Origin of the sequence: Fulvitalea axinellae (assembly GCF_036492835.1) — a bacterium.
Taxonomy (GTDB): domain Bacteria; phylum Bacteroidota; class Bacteroidia; order Cytophagales; family Cyclobacteriaceae; genus Fulvitalea; species Fulvitalea axinellae.
Genome location: NZ_AP025314.1, coordinates 2,042,502 through 2,063,354 on the forward strand (window position 1 = coordinate 2,042,502; position 20,853 = coordinate 2,063,354).

At 44.8% G+C, this 20,853-nt stretch carries 15 protein-coding genes; 10 read left to right on the plus strand and 5 right to left on the minus strand.

Going from position 1 to position 20,853, the window contains the following annotated elements:
- Positions 1-3: 3 nt before the first annotated feature.
- The 5 genes from AABK39_RS08125 to AABK39_RS08145 all read left to right on the plus strand — a co-directional run bounded on the left by AABK39_RS08125 (position 4) and on the right by AABK39_RS08145 (position 5,897).
- On the plus strand, positions 4-1,431 hold the full coding sequence (locus AABK39_RS08125) for an OmpA family protein (protein ID WP_338394427.1): 1,428 nt from the start codon (positions 4-6) through the stop codon (positions 1,429-1,431).
- A gap of 414 nt (positions 1,432-1,845) precedes the next feature.
- On the plus strand, positions 1,846-3,318 hold the full coding sequence (locus AABK39_RS08130) for a peptide MFS transporter (RefSeq protein ID WP_338394428.1): 1,473 nt from the start codon (positions 1,846-1,848) through the stop codon (positions 3,316-3,318).
- A 252-nt stretch (positions 3,319-3,570) separates the two neighbouring features.
- On the plus strand, positions 3,571-4,119 hold the full coding sequence (locus tag AABK39_RS08135) for a SiaB family protein kinase (RefSeq protein ID WP_338394429.1): 549 nt from the start codon (positions 3,571-3,573) through the stop codon (positions 4,117-4,119).
- The gene (locus AABK39_RS08140; RefSeq protein ID WP_338394430.1) at positions 4,112-4,501 is read left to right on the plus strand and encodes a DUF1987 domain-containing protein; all 390 of its coding nucleotides are present in this window, start codon (positions 4,112-4,114) and stop codon (positions 4,499-4,501) included. Before AABK39_RS08135 ends, AABK39_RS08140 begins: the two co-directional genes overlap by 8 nt.
- A 148-nt stretch (positions 4,502-4,649) precedes the next feature.
- Positions 4,650-5,897, plus strand: coding sequence for a carboxypeptidase-like regulatory domain-containing protein (locus AABK39_RS08145; protein WP_338394431.1), 1,248 nt, complete (start codon positions 4,650-4,652; stop codon positions 5,895-5,897).
- Between the two features lie 31 nt (positions 5,898-5,928).
- Here the strand turns inward: AABK39_RS08145 and AABK39_RS08150 are convergent, their stop codons facing one another.
- From AABK39_RS08150 to AABK39_RS08155, 3 genes are all read right to left on the minus strand, one after another.
- Positions 5,929-6,648 carry an IS630 family transposase gene (locus tag AABK39_RS08150; RefSeq protein WP_338394432.1) on the minus strand — a complete coding sequence of 240 codons (720 nt, stop codon included), beginning with the start codon at positions 6,646-6,648 and terminating at the stop codon, positions 5,929-5,931.
- 4 nt (positions 6,649-6,652) lie between these two features.
- Positions 6,653-6,928, minus strand: a complete 276-nt coding sequence (locus AABK39_RS27720) for a helix-turn-helix domain-containing protein (RefSeq protein ID WP_421825158.1) — start codon at positions 6,926-6,928, stop codon at positions 6,653-6,655.
- A 129-nt stretch (positions 6,929-7,057) separates the two neighbouring features.
- Positions 7,058-8,731 (minus strand): pyruvate dehydrogenase complex dihydrolipoamide acetyltransferase, encoded by a 1,674-nt coding sequence (locus AABK39_RS08155; protein ID WP_338394433.1) that lies wholly within the window; start codon positions 8,729-8,731, stop codon positions 7,058-7,060.
- A 440-nt stretch (positions 8,732-9,171) separates the two neighbouring features.
- Between AABK39_RS08155 and AABK39_RS08160 the strand changes: the two genes are divergently transcribed.
- The 4 genes from AABK39_RS08160 to AABK39_RS08175 all read left to right on the plus strand — a co-directional run bounded on the left by AABK39_RS08160 (position 9,172) and on the right by AABK39_RS08175 (position 13,699).
- Positions 9,172-9,318, plus strand: coding sequence for a hypothetical protein (locus AABK39_RS08160; protein WP_338394434.1), 147 nt, complete (start codon positions 9,172-9,174; stop codon positions 9,316-9,318).
- Positions 9,315-11,024, plus strand: coding sequence for a 1-acyl-sn-glycerol-3-phosphate acyltransferase (locus AABK39_RS08165; protein WP_338394435.1), 1,710 nt, complete (start codon positions 9,315-9,317; stop codon positions 11,022-11,024). The genes AABK39_RS08160 and AABK39_RS08165 overlap by 4 nt, the downstream gene beginning before the upstream one ends.
- Positions 11,002-12,042: an NAD(P)H-dependent glycerol-3-phosphate dehydrogenase gene (locus AABK39_RS08170; protein ID WP_338394436.1), complete on the plus strand. Its 1,041-nt coding sequence runs from the start codon at positions 11,002-11,004 to the stop codon at positions 12,040-12,042. Before AABK39_RS08165 ends, AABK39_RS08170 begins: the two co-directional genes overlap by 23 nt.
- Before the next feature lie 232 nt (positions 12,043-12,274).
- Positions 12,275-13,699 carry a S41 family peptidase gene (locus AABK39_RS08175; RefSeq protein ID WP_338394437.1) on the plus strand — a complete coding sequence of 475 codons (1,425 nt, stop codon included), beginning with the start codon at positions 12,275-12,277 and terminating at the stop codon, positions 13,697-13,699.
- A gap of 82 nt (positions 13,700-13,781) precedes the next feature.
- On the opposite strand, the gene AABK39_RS08180 is transcribed toward AABK39_RS08175, so the two are convergent.
- Both AABK39_RS08180 and AABK39_RS08185 read right to left on the minus strand, forming a co-directional pair.
- On the minus strand, positions 13,782-15,002 hold the full coding sequence (locus AABK39_RS08180) for a 6-phosphofructokinase (RefSeq protein ID WP_338394438.1): 1,221 nt from the start codon (positions 15,000-15,002) through the stop codon (positions 13,782-13,784).
- Positions 15,003-15,114: 112 nt separating this feature from the next.
- Positions 15,115-17,676, minus strand: a complete 2,562-nt coding sequence (locus AABK39_RS08185) for a M1 family metallopeptidase (protein ID WP_338394439.1) — start codon at positions 17,674-17,676, stop codon at positions 15,115-15,117.
- A gap of 608 nt (positions 17,677-18,284) precedes the next feature.
- Here AABK39_RS08185 and AABK39_RS08190 point away from each other — a divergent pair.
- A complete protein-coding gene (locus AABK39_RS08190) occupies positions 18,285-20,837 on the plus strand; it encodes a DUF5686 and carboxypeptidase-like regulatory domain-containing protein (RefSeq protein ID WP_338394440.1) in 2,553 nt (850 codons plus the stop codon).
- The last annotated feature ends 16 nt before the right edge of the window (positions 20,838-20,853 follow it).

Genomic DNA, 20,853 nt, shown 5'->3' on the forward strand with positions numbered 1-20,853 from the left:
AACATGAAAGTAAGTACAGTAATGACCAAAAAGATAACCGTTTTGCTGGGGCTTATGCTCTCTGCGTTCTTTGTGAATGGGCAAGACCAGGAAGAAAAAATACTGGTGGCCGAGAAGATGATAGACGGTGTCAACTCCGCATGTGAGGAATTGCGTCCGATCCTGAGCGAAGATGGAACGACAATCTATTTTGTCCGAAACCTATGTGAGAACAGGGGTGGTTTTGGACAAAGTATTTGGATGTCCAAAAAATTGTCGAATGGCGAATGGAGTAGAGCAGTGTTGCCGGAGGTGATTAACACTAGGGCCAATAACGCTCCTGTTGGAATTAATTCGGAAACAGGTGCCCTCTACTTAATAGATGTTTACCCAAAAAGTAAACTAGGGTCAGGCAAAGGAATAACCGAAGCCAAGATGTCGGAAGAAGGGAAATGGGAAATCGGCGAGCGGGTTTTTTCTATAAAGCAGGACCTGAAAAGAAAGAAGATCTCAGGGTATGTCGATTATTTCGTAAGTGGTGACGGAAATGTGATGTTCTTGTCCATGAGCCCAAAGAAAGGCGAAGGGTCTGATTTGTTTATCACCCGGAGGGGAGAGGACGGAAAATGGTTGCCTTTGACATCTTTGGGGGAAAAAGTTAATACGGCGGGCAGTGAGTTCTCGCCATTCCTATCTAGAGACGGAAACACGCTCTTTTTCGCTACGGACGGGCGTGAAGGCCTTGGTGGCGTTGATTTGTATAAGACAGTCCGTCTAAGTGAAAACTGGGACGAGTGGTCAGAGCCCGAAAATCTTGGCGAACCGTATAATTCAAGCGGATTCGACGCCTATTATTTCGAAAATCCGCACGGACAGCTTTTTTCGAGTAATAGGGGGGCGAAACTTGCCGATATTTATGTGATTGAAAAGAAAGTGGCTCCGAAAGAGGATGAGTTGTTAGCCGATAAGAAATCGGAAAACGAAGAGCAAGAAGGCTTGGCTTTGGAAGACGACAATAAAGGTTCCGAGAAAGATAAAAAAGAAGACATCGAAATTAAGAAAGACGGAATCCGAATCTTTGGCGGTAACAAATTGGCTAACAGTGATGTGCCGGAACCAATTATGGTGTACTTCGGGTTCAATCACGCTTATCTGACACCTGAGGATATGAGTAAGTTGAAGAAAAAGCTTGAGAGTATAGAATCTCCGGAAAAATACACCGTGGCGATTACAGGCCATGCGGATTATTTAGGAACGGAGGAGTATAACCAAAGACTTTCGGAGAAAAGAGCGAAGACAATAAGCAAGCTGGCTTATGCGCTGAATTACAATATCGGGTCGGTAGTTGGGAAAGGCGAGGCCGAGCCCGCTATCAAAGGCACGGACGAGGCGGCAAGAAAGATGTGTCGTCGGGTTGAGATATTTTTTGAGAAAGGAAAGTCGCCTCAGTAAATTGAAAATGATTTTAGAGATTAAGCGAACCTCGGGCATTCTGTCCGGGGTTTGTTTTTTTTATAGGGTTGGTTACGCCTAGCCCGAGAGCATTTTCCTTTCATTGTTTTTGCGGGTGATTTAGGATCTGTAGGAGTTTTGTCATGCGGGAACTATTCTTTGTTATTTAAATTTTGAGTTGAAAAAGTCTTATTTGCTTTAGGTTGAAAGAGTTAAGGATAAAGCGTTTTTTGCGAAAGTGAGGTCGTTGATATTTTCGTACAAATTTCGAGTCTGTGATATCTTATCCGTATTTATAGCTTTGGCTTTCGAAATAGTGGCCGGAATTCTTGTTAAAACGTCATTTTAGTTGAAAATTGGTGAGTTGAGGAATACGAAAATAAAAACGAGTTTATAAAATTAAATTTGCGACAAATGTCAGATCAAACTTTTAAGTTGCCTGAGGCGGCTCGGGGTAAAACCGTGTTTGGCCACCCAGTGGGGCTTTTTGTGCTGTTCTTTACCGAGATGTGGGAACGCTTCAGTTTTTACGGGATGCGTGCCATTCTGATTCTATTTTTGGTTGATACGGTTTCGGACACTGGAATAGGAGGCGGACTTGGTATCGATAAGTCTACAGCTCAAATCATCTACGGTACTTACGGATTTATCGTTTATCTGATGTCGATTCCAGGAGGTATCTTGGCCGATAAATATTTGGGGCAGAAAAAATCTGTTTTGCTTGGCGGTGTTTTGCTCGTGATTGGACCTGCGTTGTTGACTGCACAAGGACTCTTTGGCGGTACGATGAAAGAGATTCTGTTTTTCCTTGGGCTGTTTGTGGTAACGTTAGGTGTTGGAGCTCTTAAGCCTAATATCTCCACAATGGTTGGCGGTCTTTACCATCCGAAAGATGGTAAACGTGATATGGCCTTTACCATTTTTTATATCGGTATTAACGTAGGTGCGTTTTTGGCCGGTATTGTGGTTGCCTCTGTGGCCAAAAAGCACGGTTGGCATTTCGGTTTCGGCATTGCCGGAGTGGGCATGTTCCTAGGGTTGATCGTTTATCTCTTGGGGCAGAAATACCTTAAAGGTGTAGGGGAATTTGAAGCTAAAGCGAAGTCAACTACCAAGACTGCTGTACAAGATGCGCCACTTACGGCTGTGGAGAAGGATAGAATGAAAGTTCTTTTGATTTCGTTCCTTATCGTTGTTGTTTTCTGGGGTGCCTTTGAACAGGCGGGTGGCTTGTTGAACCTGTATGCTGATGAGAAGGTTGACCGTATGGTTGACGCGTCTTCAATTATTGGTAAGCTATTGATTTTCTTTAATGGAGATGCCGTAGTCCCTGCGGGTTGGTTCCAGTCTGTGAACGCTTTCTATATCATGATTTTCGGTACCATCGTGGCCGGTTTTTGGGCTAAGTGGGCCAAGTGGGGAAAAGAGAACTCTTCGCTTTTCAAAATGGGTATTGGTACCATTATCATGGGCTTTGGCTTTATGTTTATGGTTTGGGCTGCGCAACAATACGCATCTGTTGGATATTCGTCAATGTCATGGTTGTTCGGCGCTTATTTCTTCCATACTATAGGTGAGCTTTGTCTCTCTCCAGTGGCTTTGTCTTTTATTACAAGGCTTTCTCCCGCTAAATACGGCTCGCGTATGATGGGTATCTATTTCGCTGTTACCGGTTTAGGTAATATGGTGGCCGGAGTAATGGGTTCTTTCTCAGAGAAGTTGGGAGAGGAGCAGCTCTTCCTCTTTATTACTGCGTTTGCGGTAGTGGCTGGTTTGCTTGTTCTTCTTTTCCTTAAAAAGCTCAAAAAACTTACTCATGGCGCTGAAGACAATAATCCGCCATCGGCAACGGAGCAATTGGAAGATGAGCTGGATATTCAGCAATAAATTATTTTAAAAATATAACAAGAAAAGGGTGTCGGGTACCGGCGCCCTTTTTTGTGTTTTGAAATCTGTGAATTATCCTGTTGTTAAGGTGGTTTTTGGTGTGTTTTGAAGTGTTAATCTGTATTTCCGGAAGAGAAAAAGTGTATTTTTAAGTGAATATTTGGAGTTCTATTGTGAATTTAGCTATTGATTCGTTACTTTGCGATCAAGAACACGGATAAGATAAACAACACTACTGACAAGTTGCGCTGAATGGAGATCGTTGAGAGCGATATAGAAACAGGGGAAAATGTGGTTTTTTCTTACGAGGGAGATCTCTCAGTAGACGGCCTTGACCATGCGGTAAAGGACTTTGAGGGGGAGCTTATGCGTCTTGATGAGAGCAAGCCTGTCCGGAAGCGGATTTTTTCTGTAGCGTTGGAGGTATTGCAAAACGTTTTTCATCACGGTGATCCCTTTGGCCGGAATTGTGCTCTCGAAGGAAGTCTTGTTTATTTTAAGGTAAGACGAGATGCGGGTCATTATTATCTGCTTGCTTCAAATCTATTAGCCGAGACAAAAGTTGAGTATCTCAGAAATAAGATCGATATTGTCAATGGTCTGAACAGGTCTCAACTGGAGAATGTGTACCGGTTAAGGCTCGGATTAGGAGGGATGAGAAGAAAAAAGGGCGCCGGTTTGGGGCTTCTTTTTATTAGGAGGAGATCTGAGCAGAAAATCGAATACTTCTTCAATAAGGTGGCGCCAGGTTGTGTGGCGTTTCAGATGCAAGTTAGGATAGAAAGAGAAGCCAATGAATGATTTTTACCTGAAGGCAACGGCAAAAACTCCCGAAGTGCGTTTTGAATCGGAGTCTGGAAATTTTCTTTTTGAGGGGAGGTCTATACTGGAGAACTCGGTTGATTTCTACAAGCCCTTAAACGAGTGGTTAGACTCATTTTTGGAAGTGCCGACTCCGAAAATTCATATGGACGTTAAGTTTGAGTATTTTAATACTAGTTCATCAAAGTGTCTGGTGGAAATTCTCAGAAAATTGGAGAAAGCCCATATGTCCGGGAAAACCAAAGTTCATGTAGATTGGTACTATGAGGAAGAGGATGAGGATATGCTGGATTCTGGAGAGGATTTTAGGCAGATCGTAAACTTTCCGGTGCAATTATGCATGATGGATGACAATTACTGAACGGGGATAAGACTTTAAATTACGCCGAAGCCACCCTTAGGGTGGCTTTTGTTGTGAAATAACCCTTGGCGTGGTTTAATCCATATTTTTCAAAGGGAGATGGCATAACGCCGTTGGTGTTATGTTTGCTTTTTTTTAACTTAGGTTTATGTTTCGAAAATTCCTTCCAATATTAATATTAAACTTTCTCGTCTTCGGTTCACTGTGTGCCCAACAAAAGATTCGCCTCAAGGGAGTGGTGACTGATGCACAGACAGGTGAGGGAGTGGCTTTTGCGCATGTTGGGTCTTGCGATAAGCCTATAGGGGCTGTGGCTGGGGATGACGGGAAGTTTGATTTAAGTCTATCTGTATTATTTCGCAATGATAGTCTGTGTGTCTCCTCTATTGGCTACAAAACCGTAAAGTTTCCGATAAATGAGCTTTTGAAGGAAAAGGATGATTTGGTATTGGCTCTAAGTCCAAATGTTACCGAATTGGATGAATTAGTGATCCATGGTTCGAAGATCAGTGGAAGAAGGGTGATTCGCGACGCCGTGAAAGCCATTAAGAAGAATTTTCCAAAGAAGCCATTCGTGGAGAAGGGGTATTATCGCGACTACCTAAAAAAGGATGGGGAATACGTAAGCTTACTGGAAGGTGCCTTTATTGTAGAGGATCCCGGGTTCAAAAAACGTATCAAGAAAGGGAAAGTGTATGTGGAGCAGATTAGGTATAGCGAAGAATATCTGAAAAATTATGAGAAGTACGTAAAAGACGTTGAAAATGATTCTTTAAGGCATCTCGTTTACGGTATCTCTCCTTTTGTCGACGGTAATGAGTTGGCTAGTCTTCTGGGTAACAACCCTGTCCGAAACCATAAGTCGAGTTTGGCTTTTATCGGTGTTTTGGATTCGATGTGGCGCAAAAAGAGTTTGGAATTTGAGATTGACCATTATACGTATTTGGGAGAGGATGAAGTATACGTGGTTAAAGTTAGCCCGACGAGAGCATATCAGCATGTGGATGTAAAAGGGGAATTTTATATTCGGGTGAAAGACTTTGCGTTTGTAAGAATGGACTTTGAATTTTACGTCCATAAAGTCTTCGATAAGTTGAGGAAATGGTACGAGGTGTCGCTGGAATATCAGGACGTGGACGGAAAGATGTACCTGAAATACTTGTCTTTCATAAATTATTTTAAGCTCATTGTCGATAATCAGTATGCGGAGTTACAGCAGTACAGGGAGTTTTTTGTGAACGACGTAATACCTGAAGGGATGTATGTGCCGGGAAGTTTTTCGAAAGAGGGCTTGTTGGATCCAGAGAAACCGTTGTTTGATCAGGGCTTTAGGAACGATCCCGATTTTTGGAAAAAATACAACAACTCTATTCTGGAAACTCCTTTGGTGGAATAATCCATTGAGGAAATACGGTATGGATAAGTAGTCATTCAAAATTAATTCGATACTTTGTCCCAATCCTTCTAATGACATCATCGATGGCTTTTGTCAGCTCTTCTATTGAATCAAAATAGTTCGGCTTTGAAAGCCATCGATGCTTGAATTCGAGCCAAAGCCTCTCGATGAAATTTAGCTCGGGAGAATATGCCGGTATAAACTGAAGGAACAAGCCTTTGCCTGCCCATTCGACCATTTTCTCTCTGACGAATATCGCTTTGTGGATGCTTGCGTTATCGATTAGGACAACTGTTTTCTTTTCTATTTGATCGACAAAATCATTAATGCATGCGACGGTGGTTTCAGCCGTTGCCGCGCCGTCAACTCTGAATCCGTGGAAATCGCATTTCCGATTCACAAAACCGACAACCGTATGGTTGCTGCTGGGTATACTGGATAGTCGGTGCGTTTTTCCAACCTTTTGCCATCCATAAGGAACGACCGGTGACAGGTTCACTCCCATTTCGTCAAACGAATACAAATCTATTTCACCTTCATCTTCCATCTTCTTAAGCTCCTGTATCTCCGTTTTAAAGAAATCAAACAGCACCTTGTCCCGTTTGTGGGAACAGCTGACCCGCATTCTTTTGTAGCTGTACCCGGCAAACCTTAATAATCGGGACAGGACCGCGCGGGATGCGGTAACGGAACAGTTCTCTTGAGCCCATTGCACCACTTGACAAAGGCTTCGTGGGACATTCTTATCCACATACTCAAATTTTTTTGGAGTTATCCTCCCCAATTATAGGTTTCCGCCCACGCCCAGGAAGGTCTTTAAGGTCCCAGTCTTCATTCTCCTCAATTTGATCGAACCAAGACGATACCGTTTCCGTTGTGACACTCAACAGATCGCTGATCTGGGATCGTTGATACCCCCTGGCACTAAAAAGTATGGCTTGGGCTCTTTGCCTTACCCGATAATTCTCACTCTTTCTGACAAGAGTTTCTAAACGGTTGACGGTCGATGATGATAAGTTCAAAAAACGCATGACCAAATTTACAGATTTAATAATTTACGTGGGCATGCGAAGCAAAACTCGAATTATTTTTGGAGGGGTACTTATAATGAGAAAAGCCACGTTTTAGCGTGGCTTTTCTTGTGTTTTTATATCTGTCTATCAGATCAAAAGCTTGATAGGATCTTCCAAGAAGTTCTTGAGCGTGTTGAGGAAAGCGGCAGCTACGGCTCCGTCAACAACACGGTGATCGCTTGAAAGGGTCACTTTCATGATATTGCCAGGGACGATTTGACCGTCCTTTACAACTGGCTTCTGATTGATGCCGCCTACCGCAAGGATACAAGCGTCTGGCGGATTGATAATCGCAGTGAAGTCTTCTACGCCGAACATGCCAAGGTTCGAGATCGTGAAAGTGTTTCCTTCCCAATCGGCGGGCTGGAGTTGTTTGTTCTTCGCTTTAGACGAGAAGGTCTTAACCTCGGCTGAAATATGCGAAAGAGTTTTGTTGTCGGCGAAACGCACTACAGGAACCAACAATCCGTCCGGCACGGCCATCGCAACGCCGATGTTGATGTGCTGGTTGTAACGGATCGTGTCGCCAAGCCAAGACGAGTTAACGTCAGGATGCTGGCGGATGGCGGCCGCAGTCGCCTTGATTACGATATCGTTGAAAGAGATCTTTACAGGAGAGCTCTCGTTCATGGACTTGCGGGCCTCGATGGCTTTGTCCATGTTGATTTCCATCGAAACGTAGAAGTGCGGAGATGTTTGCTTGCTGTCGGACAGGCGCTTGGCGATTGTCTTACGCATTTGCGAAACGGGCTTGTCTTCGAAACTTACCTCGCCTACAACCGCTGGCAACTCTATGGCTGGAGTTGGAGGAGTGGCCGTGCTGACGCTTGTAGGTGCTTCCGGAGCTACAGGCGTTGTAGCCATGGTTGGGACAAACGCTTCTACGTCGCGCTTTATTACTCTTCCGTGTTCTCCTGATCCCGGAATTTCGCTGATGTTAAATCCTTTTTCTTTGGCGATTTTTTTGGCCAAAGGAGATGCGAAAATCCTGCTGTTATCTCCTTTCGGATTGTTTGAAGCAGTGGCGGTCGTTGTCGGGCTAGGAGTGGCGGCGGGAGCTGGGGTTGAGGGAGTTGCCTCAGCTTTGGCCGGAGCCTCGGTTTTCGCTGGTTTTCCGTTTTCGGCTTTCAGAAGCTTCTCATAGTCGGCTCCTTCTTCTCCGATAATAGCGATTATGCCGTCAACATCCACGGAATTTCCGCTTTCTACACCTATGTAGAGGAGCGTGCCGTCTTCATAAGACTCAAGTTCCATGGTCGCCTTGTCGGTTTCCACTTCGGCCAGAATGTCGCCCGAGCTTACCGAATCACCAACCTGCTTGTGCCAAGCGGCGATGGTTCCGGTAGTCATCGTATCGCTCATTTTAGGCATGCGGATGACCGTGGCGTTTACATCAGAGGTGTCGATCTCTTCGGTTGCGGCCGTTTCGGTCTCCGCACCCGCAGGAGTTTCAGGCGATTCCTCTTGGCTAACGCCACTCTTTTCCCTATCTATCTCTTTGAGTTCAGCCGAGATGTCCTCGCCTTCTTCGCCGATAATGGCGATGATTCCGTCTACCGGAACGGAGTTCTTTTCCGGTACGCCGATGTGGAGCAAGATGCCGTCTGAGTATGATTCCAGTTCCATGGTGGCCTTGTCCGTCTCGACTTCGGCCAGGATGTCCCCGGACTGAACTTCTTCGCCTTCTTTTTTTAGCCAAGCGGCGATAACCCCTTCGGTCATCGTGTCGCTCATTTTAGGCATTCTGATGATTTCCGCCATAGCAGTCAGTCAATTACCGTTTAGTTTGATTGGAATACGTTTGAAAATCTGGCATCTGGCGAGTCAGCCATGCGTATCCCTGTAAGCATTTTCGATGCACAAATTCGGGTTCAATTTAGGAAAAAAATAGTGCTAAAACATCTTGATGATGTTTGAAAAGTGACCATTTTCGGCGAAAAGAAATAGAAGCCTTCGTGAGTGGCTAGTTTTCTGGCAGTTGGTGGACTTGAGAGGCGTTTTGAAAGCGGATTATTTTTGCCGATAGGCTGATAGTTATTGTTGATAATCGACGCTATTTCGTATTTTCGGTTTCTGAAAAACGATACGCCAGAATGGCTTTTCGGTTTCTCGGTGGGATTGCGTTTTTGCATTTGTAGGGGAAAAGGTCTCGGAAAAGTGAAAAAAAACGTAATTTTGGATGTTATGGCTGTGACGAAGTCATGGCTATCTGTTCGAACAAGGACGCGTCTTCGGTTATTGAAGAGACAGTTCCGGAGAGGTTTTCCGGTGCGTTAGTGCGGGAAAAAGGAAACTGGCAAGTGTTTGGCGGTTTCAATGATAGCTGGCAATACAAGACCTATATATGAAGCCTGAAGGCAAGAGTAGTAGAACGAAAAAATATGCGCCGATTTTGCCGGGGCCAAACGATTGGCCTGTGGTGTGGTTGGCGAAAAACCGGAAAGACTTTGTCGAGGAAGTTACCGCAAGGAGCTTCGACAGGCTTAAGAAACTTCGGGGCAATAGAAACGCCCTTATCGAAGAGCTGGAACTAACGCTTTTCAAAGAGAAATCCAGGGTTAAGTTCGATCCTTGGCCCGTGGATCCGGAAGACGAGAAGGAGTTTTGGGGAAATACCCAAAAACGCTTGGCAGAATTGCCAAAAGGCGATGCTACCGGCGTAGCCGAGAATACTGAGGCGGACACTATTCTTCGTGATATTGTCGGGCGCTACTCGGAAGAGATTGCGGGGAATTTCAAAGAAAGCCATTATAAGCTAACAAGGGCGCTGGTCACTTTCGGGCTTACCCGTTTTTTGAACGGAGCCCGCTTAAAAGGTATCGATCGTTTCTTCAGGAACGAACTGTCCTTGATGGACAAAATCCATATCGTAGGTGAGACGGACAGACTACGGTCTTTGGCTAAGAAAGGCACAGTGGTTATGGTCCCGACACATTTCAGTAATCTGGATTCGGTTGTTATCGGGTGGGTGATTAATACTTTGGGTTTGCCGCCGTTGATTTACGGAGCGGGACTCAATCTTTTTAACCTAAAGCTTTTCGCTTATTTCATGAATAGCTTGGGCGCATACAAAGTGGACCGGAGAAAAAAGAACCTGGTCTATGTGGAGACGCTTAAGACATATTCTAGCCTTGCGTTGCAGAAAGGTATCCACAGTTTATTTTTTCCTGGCGGAACACGTTCCAGATCTGGGAAATTAGAGAAAAGATTAAAGCTTGGCCTGCTAAGTACTGCGATCGAAGCGCAACGAACCAATTACCAAAACGCTGAAAAGAACGGGGAAAAGCCGGGCAAAATCTTTGTCGTTCCGGTTTGCTTGAATTATAATTTCGTTTTCGAAGCGGAACAACTGATTAAGGATTACCTGAAAAGGCAGGGGCAAGAGCGTTATTATATCGACTCCGAACACTTCAGCTCTTCATTCGGAATCCTTAAATTCATCTTTAAGTTTATGATGAAAGGCGCCGATGTCTCCGTATCGATAGGTAAGCCTATGGATTTGTTCGGTAATTTTGTTGATGACGAAGGGGACGCTTTTGACCAGTATGGGCGAAAGATCAGCATGGCGGATTATTTTAAGTCAGGCGAAGGGGTTGACGAGAACTTGCAAAGGGAAACGGTTTACACCCGTATGCTCGGTGACCGGATAATTGAGGAATTTCATAGGATAAACCGTGTTTCATCTGCGCATTTGGCGGCGTTCGTTACTTTCCATATGTTAAGAAAAAGACATAGGAAGCTGGATCTCTACAGTCTGTTGCGTTTGTCAGGAGAGGAGTTGGTTGTTAATTACGACGAGTTGAGGGAGACTTTTATCCGTTTGCGCGACGTAATTTTCAGATACAAAAAGGAGGGACGTATTGGAGTGGCGGATCATATGTCGAGTAAGGATATAGACAAGCTGATACGCGAAGGTGTGGATAATTGTGGGATGTACCACCCGAAACGTCCTTTGAGGTTTGACAAGAAGGGCAACGTTACTACCCAAGACATAAATACGCTTTATTATTACAGTAATAGATTGGTAGGATATGGGCTCGAAAAATATATCTGAGATGACCGCCGTAGGCGTTATCGGAGCGGGTAGTTTCGGTTTGGCCGTGGCCAATCTGTTGGCTGAGAACGGAGAGGTTTTGCTATATGTCAGGAATAAGGAGATTATTCCGAAAATAAATGAGGACAGATACTGCAATAAACAGGAAATCAGCGAAAACATCCGTGCTACGGGTGACCTTAAGGAGGTCGCCGACAACTGTAGGGTGATTTTTCCGGTTGTTCCGTCTGTGAATTTTCGTGATATGATGCGGGACTTGGCTCCCCATCTTTATCCTTATCATATTTTGATTCATGGTACTAAGGGGCTTGATTTCCCTTACAAAGACAATATGGTCTATAATCGCGAGAGCGTTCGGACCATGAGCGAAATCATTCGTGAGGAAAGCTGTGTCGTAAGGGTAGGCTGTCTTGCCGGACCAAATTTGGCCCGTGAGCTTGCCGAGAAGCAACCCGCGGCGACAGTTGTGGCCAGTCATTTCGACGAAGTGATCGATGCGGGACAAAAGCATCTTAGAAGTGATCGCTTTCAAGTCTACGGCTCAAGCGATCTGATCGGAGTGGAGCTGACAGGCGTACTGAAAAATGTCTTAGCGATCGCCTCCGGGGCTTTGAGTGGCTTAGGTTACGGAGAAAACGCTAAGGGATTGCTTATTAGTCGGGGTTTGGTCGAGATGATTTATGTCGGTAAAGTGCTTGGCGGAAATACTGAAGCGTTTGTCGGCTTGGCGGGTGTTGGTGATATTGTGGCGACTTGCACAAGTAAGCTTAGCCGGAATTTTACCGTTGGTTACCGATTGGCGCAAGGCGAGTCTTTGGAAGATATTATCGAATCGATGGATGAAGTGGCGGAGGGAGTGAAAACGGTGAAAATCGTGAAACGTCTTTCCGAGCATTACGGCGTTCGGGCACCGATTACCGAAGCGCTTTATAAAGTTTTGTACGAAGGGGTAACGATTCAGGAAGTTATCCGATTGCTTATGAAATTACCGATGAATGCGGATATAGACTTTTTGTAGAAGTAAGGTAGAAGAGAATATAGAGGCCCTTTCCTTTAACAGGATTGGGCTTTTTTGTTGCCGGCAACCTTTGATGTTGGGTTATGTTTGATTTTTTTGAGATTAGAAAACTTTTTGATGTAACTTTTTCATTATATTTTCATTTGATTTAGTGTCCCGACTTTCTATTTCAATGTTACTGTTGATCTTGGAGGTTAATGAAAAGGTTTGTGTGGTTGTTAAATTTTTGTTTATGAAAGAGATTAAGAATTACTGGTTATTTGTGTTGTTTTTCATTTTTATCTCGGCTTGTTCAGAGAATGACACTAACCCGGAAGATGAAATAAATCAGAAAGAGCTAACCGAAGAGCAAAAAGAAAATATTGCCATTAACAACTGGACTTACGAGCAAATGTCTTTGTACTACTTGTGGCGTGACAAATTGCCTGCTCCAGAAGGATTGGATGCTACACAAACCCCTTCAGATTTGTTCGATAAGTTATTATATCAAGGGACGGAGGCTAATAGTAAGAAGGATGCTGATAAGTGGTCATGGATGACGGATGATTATGAGGCGCTGAAAAAGCAATTTGAAGGAATAAGTAAGTCAACGGGACACTCGCAGGTATTGAGTTTGGTGTCGGAAGGAAGCGATCAAGTTATCGCTATTGTTACGATGGTTTACCCCAAGTCGCCTGCTGAAAAGGTAGGATTGAAGCGTGGGGATATTATTACAAAGATTGACGGAAAGCAGATCAATAAAAGTAATTACAGGGAGTTATTGGGTAAAGACAGCTACACTGCGTCAGTTTCAAATATGGTAAATGGGCAGATTGTAGATTCAGGCAAAACCGTAAGTTTGGAAGCGGAGACCGATTTTGTTGAAAACCCTATTTTCATGTCAAAGGTAATTGAGGAGTCGGGTAAGAAAATCGGTTATTTAGTTTACAATTCTTTTATTGATTCTTACAACGACGATCTTGACCAGGTATTTGGCGCTTTCCGGGAGCAGGGAGTGACAGATTTGATTCTAGATTTGCGTTATAATCCGGGAGGAGCAACTTCGGCGGCAAAACATTTATCGGGTCTTATCGGCCCAGCTTCTTTGGCCGGAAAGGTGTTTTATAAATCGCAGTATAATACGGAGTTGCAAAAATATTTGGTTGAGACAGAGGGCGAGGATTACCTCAATGTGCGTTTTGGTTCGCATGGAAATGGGCTGGGATTGAATTCCGTTTGGGTGCTAACTACTTCAGGTTCTGCGTCTGCTAGTGAGTTGGTTATCAATGGGCTGAGGCCTTATATGACAGTGACGACAGTCGGTAGTAATACCCATGGGAAGTATGCGGGATCAGTCACATTCCAAAACAAAGAAACGGGGAGAACGAATTGGGCATTGCAACCTATTATCCTTAAGTTGGCTAATGCGGACGGCGTAACTGATTATTGGAACGGCTTTTCTCCGATTGTTGCTGTGGAAGACGATTTTTTCACAGAACTAGGCGACGTAAACGAAGGGATGTTACGCGCGGCGATTAATGATATTACTGGCGGGTCAAACGTTCCGGCTAGAAAAGCATCTAGTGCATCGATAGGGAAATATTTCCGCTTTTATAATCCGGCGCTTAAGCCAGATCAGATGGGGAATCAGGTAGAGTTGCCTGAGCTTTCTTTGTGAGGAAACAAATTGAGGTGAAAGAAAAAAACTCCTTGCGGATAATCTGCAAGGAGCTTTTTTTGACCTGAATAATTCGGGAAATTTATTCCGCAAGAATTTTCTTAAAGTCGTAATGCTCTGGGTTTGGTACCAGTTCTTTTGCGTACTCGTAGTCTTTTTCCGTGATGTACTGCATATTGTGTTTGAATACGTTGCGTACCATCTCGCTTTGGATGTTGACAAGGCGAGGTTGAACTTTTCCGTCTTTGTCAGCTACGTCTCTTAGGTAAAGAGGTCTGATATTGCCTTGAATATCCACAGATACCATGCACCCTGTACGTCCTTGTTTGAAGAGTTCGCCAACGCCAAGACCCAATAGGGTACACATCGTTAAGTCATAACCGATTGGGTGTGTACAACGAAGCTCAAAGCCGAGTTCAACAGGACGGCTGTTAATATTCAGGCCAATTCGGTCGCACTCTTTTTGTACGAGCGTTTTGAAAATATGGGCTTTACTTACGCTGAAAAGCTCTGGGTGTCCGTGATCGTCGTAAGTGAAGTTAATGCCACTGTTTGCGATTTCTTCGTCTTTCAGGAAATGAAATACGCCTTCGCTGACAATTGCTGCGCCGTAGTTAATGCCCAAAAGTGTTCTTTTCAACATCGACGAGACGACAAGCCTAGTGATCTTGTCCAGAGTAACCGGGGAATTTTCGAACATCTCCGGAACGATAATCATCGGGAAGTGGGCCGCCTTTCCGATGCCGAGAGCTAAGTGGCCGGCTTCGCGTCCCATTGCCGAAAGGACGAACCAGTTGTGGCTGGTTCTGGCGTCTTCGTAAGCCGTCAATGCGATCTGCACTCCTTCGTGCAAAGCGGTTTGGTAACCGAATGTAGGGATTCCTTCCGGTAGGGGAAGATCGTTGTCAATGGTTTTAGGTACGTGGATATTGGCCACGTCCAAGCCGTTATTAAGCAAATATTTGCTTATCCTGTTGGCGGTGGAGGCGGTATCGTCGCCGCCAATGGTTACGAGAAGTTCGACGTTGTTGTCGATGAAGAACCTGGAGTCGAACTCCGAATCTTCCGGTTTGTAACGGCTCATGGGTAATGCCGAACCGCCACGGTTTAGAATAAGGTCAGCAAACTTGAAATCGAGCTCGATGAACTCGGGATTTTCAGTGAAAATGGTTTTGTAGCCGTATTGTACGCCCAAGACTCTGTAATCTTGTTGGACGAAGAATTTTGTAATGGTACTTATTACGGTGTTGATGCCCGGTGCGGGGCCTCCCCCGCACAAAATTGCTACGCTTCGTTTCATCATGTTAAAATTTTCCGCTGCGAAGATGCTAAAAACAATTCAAAATCCATGGATGCTTTGCGCACATTGCGAAAACCTTCTTGGGCTGATTTGTGTTTTGGCGCTTTCGCCGATTTTATCGGGTTAATTCAGTTGCGGATGACCGAAACAGAATGTCTGCGTTCTGAAGAATCTTTTTCTTGAGGTCTTCCGGATAATCGGGCCTGGTATCTAGGAATTCTCGGACTAGGGCGGTTGCCTGAGCGGAACTATGGCCACTAAAGAGGGCGCCGAGCCAATTGCCGGGAAAGAAAAGATCGCCTGTTCGCTGTGTTTCCTTTAACAATTCCAGACCTGGAGTTATGTATTTGATAGCGTGCTCTTGTCTTAAAGGGTGATTAAGCAATGCCAACGCTTTGAGTGTCCATACGGTTTTCGTGCGGTTTTGTTGTTGGGCAAGGCCCATAAAAAACGCGTCGCGGGAGGCCGTGTCTGCTGACAGGGCGGGAGCTAAGTGCTTCCATTTTGATTTTTCGTGCGGACTAGGGGCCTTCTCCAAAATCGTTTCGAGAAGTTTGTCAGAGAACTTGCCGTGAACAGCCAAACTGTATGTTAGACGGGAGTAATCATCATATCTGAGTTTGTAGCCAGCTAGTCCCGATGAACCGTTCAGGAGCGCTAGCGCTTTTTTCAGGCCTTGGTCTGAATAAAGGCAAGAACTCCAAGTTTTGAGATATGCGCTTTTTACGCCAGGCTCTTCCGCCATCTCGGCGTTCTTCCAAAGCCAAGTTTCTTGTTTCTTTGAGACATTGATCCGTTGTTGATTATCGAGAAAATGCCAGAAAGCGGTGGAAGAGAACCCCAATACTTTGTCGATAATAAGCGGGTTGGTTTCGAAGCCCAAATTATCACGGACGGCTTGTAGAAATTTCAGGCCGGAAAGCCTGTTGTCGAGCATATCCTCATAGAGGTTTAGCCAAACGGCGGTTCTCGCAGTCTCGGTTTTTAGGTTTCGCAGGTTTTTCCTAAGGTATACACGGGAGTTTTTGTCCATCACAAAATGCCCGTAAGCGAATGCGTCTGAGTTAGGAAGAATAAAGTTTGCATTCAAACCCTTGGCTTTGTCTATTGTATGGCTACTGCCGGATTGGAATGAAGTGTTGATCGTCACGTCCTCGTCGGCAGTGCCGATTAGCCAAGTCAGGGGCTGGTTTTTCGCTATGTTTCCTTTTTGATAGATCTCAAGGTTCGAAACCTCCTCGCCAAAGTACTCCGTCTTAACGGTGTATTCCGGCATTCCCGGTTTCTCTACCCACACATCGCTCCATATGCTTAGGTCCTGTTCTGTGTGTTTGTCCAGAATGGAAAGAAGATCATGCCAAGTGGCGTTGCCGAATTTGTGTAGCTGAACATACTCCCTAAGCGCGTTCTTGAATTTTTCTTCGCCGACTAATTGCTCCGCCATGCGCATAATGGCTGGTGCTTTGTGGTAAATAATGCTTCCGTAGATGGAGCCGGCCTTGAGTAGATTGTCCAGTTCCTGTTGAACGGGGTGGCTTCCTTCCGAGCGGTCAACCGAGTAAGCGCTAGGATAATGCGAAAGGACGAATTTCACGTCATGGTTAATGTCCGGGAATTTCGGGTTCACGATTTTGTCGGCCAAAAAGTTTGCGAAGACTTCCTTGAGCCAAACTTCGTTGAACCATTTTATCGTTACCAGATTCCCGAACCACATATGCGTCACTTCGTGCGCAATCAGTTTTGCCCTGTAGAGTTTTGCGCTAGGTGTGGCTTGATCGTCGAGGAAAAGCTTTTCTTGTCTGAAGAATGTAGCGCCCGGATGTTCCATCCCGCCGAATTGGAATGCGGGAATCGCCGCGCAATCGAAGTGGCTGAAAGGGTAGGGGACACCGGTTAGCTCCTCCATCCAGTAAAGAGATTCTTCCAAGTATTCGAAAACCGGATCTAAGCTTTCCTTTATTTTCAGGCTGTCTTTCTCCATATGGAGCAGACTGACGTTTCTTTTTCCGAATTTTCTACGCTCCACCTGATAGTCGCCTGCGGTAAAAGCGAAAAGATATGTGCTTATCGGCTGCGTTTTTCCGTAAGTAAGTGTCCTTTCCTTAGATCCGATGGATTCTGACAGTAAAGGACCGTTTGCCAAGGCTTTCCATTCCTGCGGGATAGTAAGCGTAAGCTCGTAAGTGGCTTTTAAGTCTGGTTGGTCAAAGCACGGGAACGCCGTGGAGGCCCGATCGGGAACAAAGAGCGTATACATTTTATCATCGTCCCTGTTCAATGAGTGGTCCGCGGCGATAAAGTCCACATTTATAGTGTTCGCTCCGGTTTTTAAGGCCTTTTTCGGGATAATGATATGCCCGTTAACGTGAATGACGGGAAGTCTGCCTGCGGAAGTGCTGACGGATAAAACGGAATCTCCACGGAAGTCAAGGGCTAAAGGTTCCTGAACGTCCGATAGGTTAAGGGAGATTTTCGCAAGGCCAGAGATTTTTTGTTTCCGGTCTTTAGGGATATGGAGTCCTAAAGCGTAATTGATGTCTTTGATCCGTGCTTTTCTTGCTTTCGCAAGTTGTAGCGAAACACCGAGTTCGGGGAAATCCGCTTTTTTGTCAGAGCAAAAGGCTTCTTGTGACAAAATAGATAATATAAGGAGAAGCGTAAAAATGAAGAGACGCATACTTTGATGAGTTAGTTTTTGAGTGGGCGGGTCCTTGCCTTTACATGAAAAGGACAGTTTCGACCCGACATTACAATATACGAATTCTTTCAACAGCAATTTTCAGCCAACGGAATTCGGCTTTTGAACTAGGTTTATTGAACGTGTAATACAATCGCTCATTTGTTTGCCTCTTGAGTGACGTGCATGTTGAGACTCTTTACTAATTAATTCGTTTATAAAGAAAACAGGTTGGAAACCGAAGTGAGTAGCTTTTCTTTTCGGCTTATTCCTGATTTGTAGAACGTTGAGATCGCTAAAGTATTCGCTAGGATTAATTATAAGTAGAGTGAATGGCATAACATACTGAAGGAAGCGAGAGGCTATCAAGGCCTTTTGAAGTAGTTTGGATTACTGATAATCCGTCAAGACTAATTTTAATATTAGGTAATGCACATATCGTTAAGCGTGTAAGTGAACGTCGTTTCCGGATTTTGTCCAAGAAAGTGACAAAATTCAAGACCTAACCTATTAATAGGCCTTGCATTTGGGACTTTATTTATCTATTTATGGGGATAGTTTGGGAATGGAGTTCCCACGGAGTTATAATTTATAATTGTAAGATATTTATGCGTGTAAGCCGGACGCTGTTGTTGGTAGTGAGTATTTTTTTTCTGGCGCTGGAGTCAATGGCTCAAAATGTAGTCCAGATAAAGGGAACGGTTTACGATTCGGAAACCAAGGAGCCTATCCCGTTCGTTAACGTCGTGCTTAAAAATCGCAAGGAAATAGGCACGATTACGGACGTAAACGGAAAGTTTTCGTTCAAGGCGAAGGTCAAAGGGAAAAAGGCTGTCCTGTTAGCCTCGTTTATCGGTTATTTGCCTACCGAACAGGCCGTAGAGATTGCCGGTTTGGGTAATGTCGAAATCTTATTAAATACTGAGACCAGAAAACTCGACGAGGTTGTTTTCGAAGCGCCTGAGAACCCCGCATATGCCGTAATCCGAAAAGCGGCGAAGCGAAAACGCAAACTGGCCCCGGAAGATTTGGACCACTACACTTTTAAAAGCTATAAGAAATCGGAGCTTTTTGTGAAAGATTTTAAGGTTTTTGAAAAGTGGAAAGTTGCCAAAGAGGCTATCAAAGTAGTTGAAAAACTGAAGCTGGATGGCCTGCGTAACGAGGACGGCTCTTATAAGGTGCCGATTTTGGTAGCGGAAAGTTTTCTTGACATCTACCATGAAAAAGGCCGTGACGCCCGAAAACTGGAGAAAAGCCATGTGACGGGAATCGGTGTGGATCCTGACGATAACGTTTCGCGTTTGATGGCCGACAATAGTTTCAACGGTTTCGATTTTTCCAAAGATGAGATTTTTTTGCTGGACAAAAACGTCCCCTCTCCAATAGGCGACGCTTGGCGGATCACTTACGAAATGTGGATGATCGATAGTTTGGCCAAGGTTGGAGCGGATCCGTGCTATAAGATAGAAGTGGAGCCGAGGGCCAAAGGCGATATCGCTTTTTCTGGTAAAATCTGGATTACGAAAAAAGATTTTGCCCTTAGAAAACTGGACCTTAAACTCGCCGTTGGAGCGAACATGAACTATGTGTCCAGTGTGGATATCCGCCGGGAATACATTAAAGGAGCGGGAAATAAATGGTATGTGAAGCGCAGTCGATTGGATCTTGACGTTTCCGATACGGGGCCGTTTCCCGGAGTGTTTTTGAGACTCTACACCCTCAATAACGGTTTTGACAGCACTACACCTATGCCCCAAGGCGTATTTGACGATCGCTACGAAATTGCGGAGTCAAAGGAGTATGATGATGAGGCTTATTGGGAAACATTCAGGGATTCGCTTTCGGTAATCAGCCCGCAGGACGCGATCAGTGTGCACCAAGTGATAGATTCGATACAGGACCGTCCGGCCATAAAACGGTTTACTGTAGTCGGGAAAATTGTGGCGAATAGTTATATCGACGGTAAGTATGTGGACTGGGGAAGTGTCCTGTCACTGTATGCCTGGAATAATGTGGAAGGACACCGTTTTCAGTTTGGTTTTCGGACCACGAAGAAGTTTAGCGAGCGCTGGTTTTTCAAACCGTCAATTGCCTACGGTACGAAAGACAATAAATGGAAATATAGCCTTGACGCAATCTACAATATAAATCGAAGCAAAGGGATTTTTGTGGGGGCTACAGTTCGCAGGGATCTGCGGGGCTTGGCGCAATTAGGGTTTGAGGGTGAGAGCACGCGTTACTTACGAGCGTATACTCGTTGGGGAAATATTGATAGGCGCAACCCGTATTACAATGACGAATTCAAGGCTTTTTTCACAACGAGATTCAAACGGAATTGGTCGCCGTCTTTTTCTATGCGTTATCGTAAATTGTCGGCTGTGAAGCCGGTTAAGTTTGCCTCGGCCGTGGAGGAGATCAAGCCTTGGAACGAGGTGAGAAGCGTAGAAGGAGAAATTGGCCTGAAATACGTACAGAGTAATATGTTCGTATTGAATAGGAGTAATAAGCTTATTCCTCTGGGGGCTAAAAGAAAGCCGATTTTCACACTTAATGCCGCTTACGGAATGTATAAGGACGGGTCCGATTGGAAGCCGTATCAACGCTTTAGTGCTGGAATACGCCAGCGGAATGCGCCTTTGACTGCTTTGGGATCTACTTGGTATAAACTTGAGGGTGGCGTGACGTTGGGAGAGGTGCCTTATCAATTGATGAAAGTTCACCAAGGCAATGAGTCGATGCTGAACTTTACAGGGGCGATTCAGATGATGAAAAACTTTGAGTTTGTCAGCGATCATTATGTGGAAGCGAAAGTTGAGCACTATTTTGACGGAAAGCTTATTACGCGATTACCCGGACTCAGCTATTTGAACCATTGGTTCGATGCCCGGATTCTGTTGATTGGAGATGTTGTGTGGGGCGGAATGTCTGATACGGGCAAAGAATTCAATAGCCATTATATAAATACAGATGGGAAAAAACGGGGCTATCATCGTTTCCGATATCTGGAGCATGACAGGCCGTTTATCGATGCGGGAGTTGGGATTGAGAATATTTTCAAACTTTTGAGAATCGACTTTATGCGAAGGCTGACTTATTTGGAACCTGAATATGGAGGAAAGAATTGGGCGATAAAGCTTTCCGCAAGATTTAAGTTTTAGGCCTATCCCGAGCTGT